Raw genomic sequence first — 6,707 nt, 5'->3', positions numbered from 1 at the left:
GTCGCTCTTTTATGGTAAAATGTGAGTAGCTCATAGGTTCCCTCGTGTTCTGTTGGTGTCGTTACTTACAGTTTACACGAAAGAAACCCTATGAGTTTTTTTGTTGCACTATATTTTACAATTTGTCTTTTAATAAAGATAAATAATGTGAGTATGGCGAATCTCATTTGGCTCTAGAATAACTGACAGATCAAAATCATCTACAACTAAAAAAGTCTCTACGCTCAGATGAGGTATTGTCATGTGTTTTAAAAATTCAATCTCTGAACGCCCAGCGGTTTCACTTCCGTCTAGAAATACACGTTGACATAATTCAATAATGCTTCCTGATTCAGAATGAATACGCCTAGTCTTAACAAGATAGTTCCCTGGCTTCATACCTCTTAATTGAAAAGATAACTTTAGCGGTTCTCTCGTTTCAAAGAGCGTATTTAAATCATCATTCCCCTCTAAATAGTAGCGCGAACTGAGATTCATACAGTTATGACTCACAATCGTGATATTGTGACCACTCGCAGTCAACATTGAGTGATTATTTACATCGATTAATTCTTCTCCATGCCGATTCAAGAATTGATGAGCAAAATAACTTGGCTTGCGGATACCATGAGCAGTGATACAGCCTTCTAATCCTGATAAAAGTCTGCCTGCGTCTTCATCAAGGATCATATCTAGCGGGATGTTCCATGCAATATCTGACAACGCATCAAAGCTTGTCAAACTAGTTTGAATGATATTTGCTGCTTTATAAGTCGAATCATGTAATATAAACCTTTCTCCTGAAATAGCTTTCCATTCAACAATGTGAATTTGAATCGTTTCCGATTGAAGATAACTCCGTATCATCTCCAATTGATTACGAACGTGATTCTGATCCGTTACTGTTTTCCAAGTAAAGTTGGCATCAGAAATAGTTCCAATTTCAGGCTGAATATGAAATGTCAAATGGTGAATTTCTGGCACCGTTCCAATAGTAATCTGATGGACGAAGTATTTAAAACTTTCAAAATCTCCAAGGATAAAACCAGGACCATACAGACTTTCTTCGATTTTAAATTCTTCTAATATTTGACTAATCTGACGGTATGTCAATCCATACTCCAATAACTTACTTTTGGTAAACACGGTTGGATAATCTAGTTCTATTCTCCATTTTCGAACCCTATTAATACTATATCTATTGGAAAAATGAGATAGAAATCTTTTTAAATAATCAAAGGCATTTTCTGTATTTCTAAATTGACGAAAATTAATCACTAATTGAAACTTCAGATTTAATTGAACAAAAAAATCTAGTTCTCGTTCTTCTCGATAAAATTGATATTCCTCATTAAAGTTTTTAGGAAAATACAATTCAAATCTCACAAATTCGAAACTTAATTCCTGCTGAAACTGTAGAAACTGTTCCCTAGCCTCTTGCGACTTGATAGACGTACCTGAACCAATATTTATTACTTTTTTCCAAAAAGGAAGAACAGGTGTTCTATGACCTATATCAACATTCGTAATCAATTCCTGTGTAGCAGGTTCTTTCTCCTGCTCAAACTGCAACAGATCTAGCATCTCTTGGTAGCTAATCATCATACTACTGTGTTGCTGATTTCGAATCCTCTTCCTATAATCAGTTGGTAAACAATCATAAACCTCTTTAAACACTCTATTGAAGGATGCTGTCGTCGTAAAGCCGCTCTCTAGGGCAATTTGAAGCATATTCATATTGCTTTGTTCCATTAGGCTTACAGCATAATTTAAACGGGTTTTAGTTAGGTATTGATAGAATTTTTCACCTACAACTTCCTTAAAATGTTTGGAAAAATACTGAGGAGTCATATAAAATGCTGAACTTATTTGAGCAAGACTAAGCTCTTCTTGGAAATGTTGTTCAATATACTCCTTATATAAATCTACCTGACTTCGCTCATACAATTGAAATGTATTGATACGGTAATGTTGAACCAATAATATATACAGATCAAGACTATATCGACGAAACTCTGCTTCTGATAGCAAACTCTGTTCTGACCAACTTAATAGTAATTTAGAAAGACACCTGACTTAATAGGCTATGATTGTCATTTTTCGATTGACTGCTATCCGCCTCAAATAGAAGCTGCTGATTTCCGAATATCGAACGAAGTTGTTTAATATCTATTGAAAATACTGCATAAGAGATATATTCCTGAGTTTGTTTTATTTCAAGTTTTTCATTCACATTTGCCAAATAAAAATCAAAACGTGATAAGACAGAATCATTTACTCTTAAAAAAATTCCTAGATTATAAATGATTCTCAAGGAATTACTATCAAAGGAACTTACTTTATCGTATACTGAAATTGTTAACATTCTATCTCTCCAAATAAATAATAACTTTACTTATTCTAACATATTATCCCAAAAAACATGGAATACTAAAAAGAGTGTAAAATAAAAAGTAATACCTTTATCATCAAATTCACACATATTATCATTCATACAATCAAAAAGAAGCTAGACGAAAAGCCCAGCTTCTCAGAGTTAGTCAAGATAAATTGATGCAGTGATTAATCGATATGATAGTTACTTCTAAATCATCCAATCAACTGAACTGTGAAGTACTTTAGAGACAGGAAGCGAGCTACACTATAGCTTCTCTCACTTCGATACTTCTCGTGCCTTGCTAAAAATCCAACAGATCATTTTACTATTACTCTCAAACTGGACTAAGCAATCTGTACTTTACGACTATTCACTCCTTTAATCGGAATCGGAATGTAAGCTGTGCGCGTGATGACTGTCAATTCAACATCATGTTCACCGACAGATAGTCCTCCTTGTTGAGCCACACGAATTTTTAGTGGAATATCATATTCCCATTTATAGGTTGTCACAGTTTCCATTTCATCCAGTGTAAACCAGTCTTGCCCATTTGGACTGCACGTAATAGCTTCACGCGCCACTTGCTCATCGTTTACTCGTACTTGAACATCATCTACCATGGACAAGGGAATAGCACGATAGTAAGTGATATAAGTTTCTAACTCAAAACCTACAGTTTGCCCATCTACCACACGGTTTTTACAAGAATCTTTTTTAAATACATTATTATCAAACATTCTATTTCTCCTATCCTTCGATTTCAGCAATTGTTGCACGCAATAGTTTTTGGTGGGCAGCAACCTGTTCTTTCTCAACCATACGATTTCCTGGTAAAATCCAGCGGTTACCTTCATATTCAGTTGCTACATAACCATCATACCCCTTATCATGCAAGTATTGCAGAATTTTCTTATAGTCAATGGAGTACTCATTACCTTCCTCAGTCATTTCCCATAGCTTAAAGTGGAAATGCTTAATAAATGGAATTAATTCATCCATAACTTCCAACGGTGTATTTTCATAGCCATCAGCTAAATAAATGTATGGCATATCTTTCGGCGTAGCCATAGCTGCTAATTCAGGTTGGAATTGATGATTTTCATCAAAGGCATGAGTTCCATCAAGTCCTTTATCAAAGAATGAATTGAAATAATCAATAATATCTGGATTAACACCAAGTACTTGCTTGTTAAATTCATTAAAGACACGAGGGATACGATTACAGAAGATACCAGTATCAACTACTAAGCCCACATATGGAGAATTGACGCGTTTCATTTCTTCGATAAATTCAGCTGTCTCTGACTCTGTAAAACTCATACCTGCATGAATTTCAAGAGCAATCGTCACATCATACTTCTCACAATATGGAAGAAGCGGCTCAATGACGAAGGCTGGTACCATCGATACCAAACGAATCATTTTGAAACCAAGACGATTGGCTAATTTGATTTCTTCAATCAACAAATCAACTGACTCTTTTTGTGTCAACGTACGATTCTTATACAAGTTAGTATTTAGGAAAACATCGGCAATAACAGGCTTTGCCTTAGTTTTTGCAATGATACGATCCCATTCTGCCAATGTTTCTTCCGTTGGATTTGGAGTGCCATGAAGCATTTGATCGGGAAGAATTTCAAAACCTTCTACACCCAGTTCATCTAAATATTCTAAAATTTCTTCAAGAGACATCCGACCATTCATAAATTCATCTTGTAAACTATACAAGCTTACCGCTGTTTTAATACTCATTCTTTCACCTCAACTCATAATTGACCCACTGCCATTCCGGCTGTTACCGAAGTAAAGCTACCAAGCTTCAATTCCTCTGCGCTAGCTCCTGGAAATGCGACAATGATTACATCTTCTCTACCTTCTACAGCCAACATACCCAAATCAACTTTGGCTAATTTGCTCGCTTGAGTTACTGTATCTCCTTTGTTTACATATATTTTAAATGGTTTCCCACTTAAACTTACAGTATCCACTCCCATATGTACAATCAATTCCCGACCCGAATCAGATTCAATACCAATAGCATGTTTTGTGGGAAAAATACTTGTTACCTTTCCACAAACAGGACTATAAACAGTCGTCTGAGATGGCTTTACAGCAAAACCATCTCCCATCATTTTCTGTGCAAATACAGGATCTGGTACATCTTCCATTTTGACAAATATCCCATCAACAGGAGCTGAAATAGTATTATTAATGTCTACAATCTTCTTAAATAATCCAAACATAACAAACTCCTAGATAACAAAGTTACGAAGATAACGAGCACTTAAGGTAATGGATTTTTTCACATCTTCATAAGATTTTTCAAAGGCTTTATCTTCTACTTCGATAACTGTATAACCTTCAAATCCAATATCTGTCAAAGCTGAAACATATTTATTCCAGTTTACATCACCAAGTCCTGGCAATTTCGGACTCATATACTGAAGTGGTGTTGCCATAATTCCTACATCTCTGAGTTTATCTTCATAAATCTTGATATCTTTATAATGAACATGAAAAATTTTATCTCTGAACTCATATAATGGTGCTATATAATCAATTTGTTGCCAAATAAAATGCGATGGATCATAGTTAATTCCCAAATTGTCAAATGGCAAAGCTTCAAAAATTTGACGCCAGATGGCTGGAGTTGTCATTAAATTTTGTCCTCCTGGCCACTCATCTTCTGTGAAGAGCATTGGACAATTTTCAATTGCGATTTTCACACCTTTTGATTGGGCATATTCTAAAATCGGTGTCCAAACTTTTACGACTTCCTCAATATTAACAGATACTGCTTTACTTGGCATGCGACCTATGAAAGTTGTCACCATGTTAATCCCCATAAGAGCAGAGGCATCAATTACCTTATAAATATGGTCGATAACTTCTTTACGTCTCTCTAAATTCTCATCCAAAGGATTTGGATAGTAAGCTAAAGACGAAATATCAACACCTTTACTTGCAGCATAGGTTTTGAATTCTTCTGCTTTATCAATCGTCAAATTTGCTACATCAATATGGGAAACACCTGCATAACGACGCGCGGCTTTACCTTTAGGCCAACAAGCTACTTCTACACAATCCAAGCCATTCTCGGCGACAACATCAATCAATTCATAAAAATCTGATTTATCTAAAATGGCTGAAACAAGTCCTAATTTCATCCGAGTTCCTCTTTCTATTTATTACAAAGGGAATCGCTCAAATAGCGAGTTCCCAATGTTTGAAGCTTAGCTATTTATTCAAATGAAATACTGCGATGCTCTTTAGCAGATATTCGAATCGCATCCATCAGTTTCATCAATCGTAACATTTCAACTGGTTTAACTACCAATTCTCCTTTTCCTGTCACATAGTCGTAGTAAGTATCAAAATAGTCACGATGACGAACAGCAACTTCTGGCAACTGTTCCGTTACAATACGCCCTTCTGGTGCTGGGCCAAATGAACGAGTTGGACCAGCTGCTGTCATAGTGATTTGACCTGGAACATTGCGAAGTAGGTCAGTTGTTCGAGTAATTTCACCTTGTGGATGGAAGCCATCGATTTTTGCTGAACCCTCATTACCTCCTAAGAACCAATGACGTTCAAACCAACCTTCTTCTTGACTAAGGAAATATGTTCCCAACTCCACTTGACCAGTCACGCCATTTTTGAATTGTAGCTGAATATTAAAGTAATCATCAACATCTTTATTAATAATATTTTTTACTGTCGCATAAACTGTTTCAATCTCACTATCCACCATAAAGAGCATCTGATCTAGCAAGTGAATTCCCCAATCATACAACATACCACCACCAAATTCTGGATAGATATGCCAATCATGCATGTTCCCATTAAAACCATAGAGGCTATTTTGGATCGTGTAGGTTTTTCCTAAAGTGCCACTTTGATAGACTTCTTTAGCAATAGCATAGTCCTTATCCCAACGGCGTTGGTGGTGAATGGTGAATCGAACCCCTGCTTTTTCTGTTACAGCCTGCATTTCTGCAAATTCTTCCGCATTCATAGCAACAGGTTTTTCACAGATAATATCTTTTCCAGCTACTGCAGCTTTTTTCACCATTTCTAGGTGAATATGATTTGGTACAGCAATAATAACTGTGTCAATTGCTTCTTCTTGTAATAGCTCATCTGCGGTTAAATAGGTTTTATAGCTATCATCTGCATTTTCCAATTGGACTTGGTTTATATCACAAACTGCTACGACTTCAGCATAATCCAAGTCTTCTGTAATCATTTTGGCATGGGTTTGTCCCATAAAACCAAATCCGATAATTCCAAAATGTAATTTCTTTTCTGTCATGCTTATTTACCCCATGTCAATTTAATGTTTTTTGCTAGA

General features: G+C 35.8%; 7 protein-coding genes. All 7 read right to left on the bottom strand.

Going from position 1 to position 6,707, the window contains the following annotated elements; translation table 11 throughout:
- Positions 1 to 129 precede the first annotated feature (129 nt).
- The 7 genes from ABPH35_RS05450 to ABPH35_RS05420 all read right to left on the bottom strand — a co-directional run bounded on the left by ABPH35_RS05450 (position 130) and on the right by ABPH35_RS05420 (position 6,668).
- A complete protein-coding gene (locus ABPH35_RS05450; RefSeq protein WP_349988691.1) occupies positions 130 to 2,010 on the bottom strand; it encodes a helix-turn-helix domain-containing protein in 1,881 nt (626 codons plus the stop codon).
- 28 nt (positions 2,011 to 2,038) lie between these two features.
- On the bottom strand, positions 2,039 to 2,344 hold the full coding sequence (locus ABPH35_RS05445) for a hypothetical protein (protein ID WP_349988690.1): 306 nt from the start codon (positions 2,342 to 2,344) through the stop codon (positions 2,039 to 2,041).
- A 356-nt stretch (positions 2,345 to 2,700) separates the two neighbouring features.
- The gene (locus tag ABPH35_RS05440; RefSeq protein WP_349988689.1) at positions 2,701 to 3,093 is read right to left on the bottom strand and encodes a C-glycoside deglycosidase beta subunit domain-containing protein; all 393 of its coding nucleotides are present in this window, start codon (positions 3,091 to 3,093) and stop codon (positions 2,701 to 2,703) included.
- Between the two features lie 10 nt (positions 3,094 to 3,103).
- The gene (locus ABPH35_RS05435; protein ID WP_349988688.1) at positions 3,104 to 4,108 is read right to left on the bottom strand and encodes a sugar phosphate isomerase/epimerase family protein; all 1,005 of its coding nucleotides are present in this window, start codon (positions 4,106 to 4,108) and stop codon (positions 3,104 to 3,106) included.
- A gap of 14 nt (positions 4,109 to 4,122) precedes the next feature.
- Positions 4,123 to 4,599, bottom strand: a complete 477-nt coding sequence (locus tag ABPH35_RS05430; RefSeq protein WP_349988687.1) for a PTS sugar transporter subunit IIA — start codon at positions 4,597 to 4,599, stop codon at positions 4,123 to 4,125.
- A gap of 9 nt (positions 4,600 to 4,608) precedes the next feature.
- A complete protein-coding gene (locus ABPH35_RS05425) occupies positions 4,609 to 5,523 on the bottom strand; it encodes a sugar phosphate isomerase/epimerase family protein (RefSeq protein WP_349988686.1) in 915 nt (304 codons plus the stop codon).
- Positions 5,524 to 5,597: 74 nt separating this feature from the next.
- Positions 5,598 to 6,668: a Gfo/Idh/MocA family protein gene (locus tag ABPH35_RS05420; RefSeq protein ID WP_349988685.1), complete on the bottom strand. Its 1,071-nt coding sequence runs from the start codon at positions 6,666 to 6,668 to the stop codon at positions 5,598 to 5,600.
- Positions 6,669 to 6,707 lie beyond the last annotated feature (39 nt).

The organism is Streptococcus handemini (assembly GCF_040984445.1).
Lineage (GTDB): Bacteria > Bacillota > Bacilli > Lactobacillales > Streptococcaceae > Streptococcus > Streptococcus handemini.
Note: the sequence above shows the minus strand (reverse complement) of the source record. Positions and strands in the feature narration are given on the sequence as shown.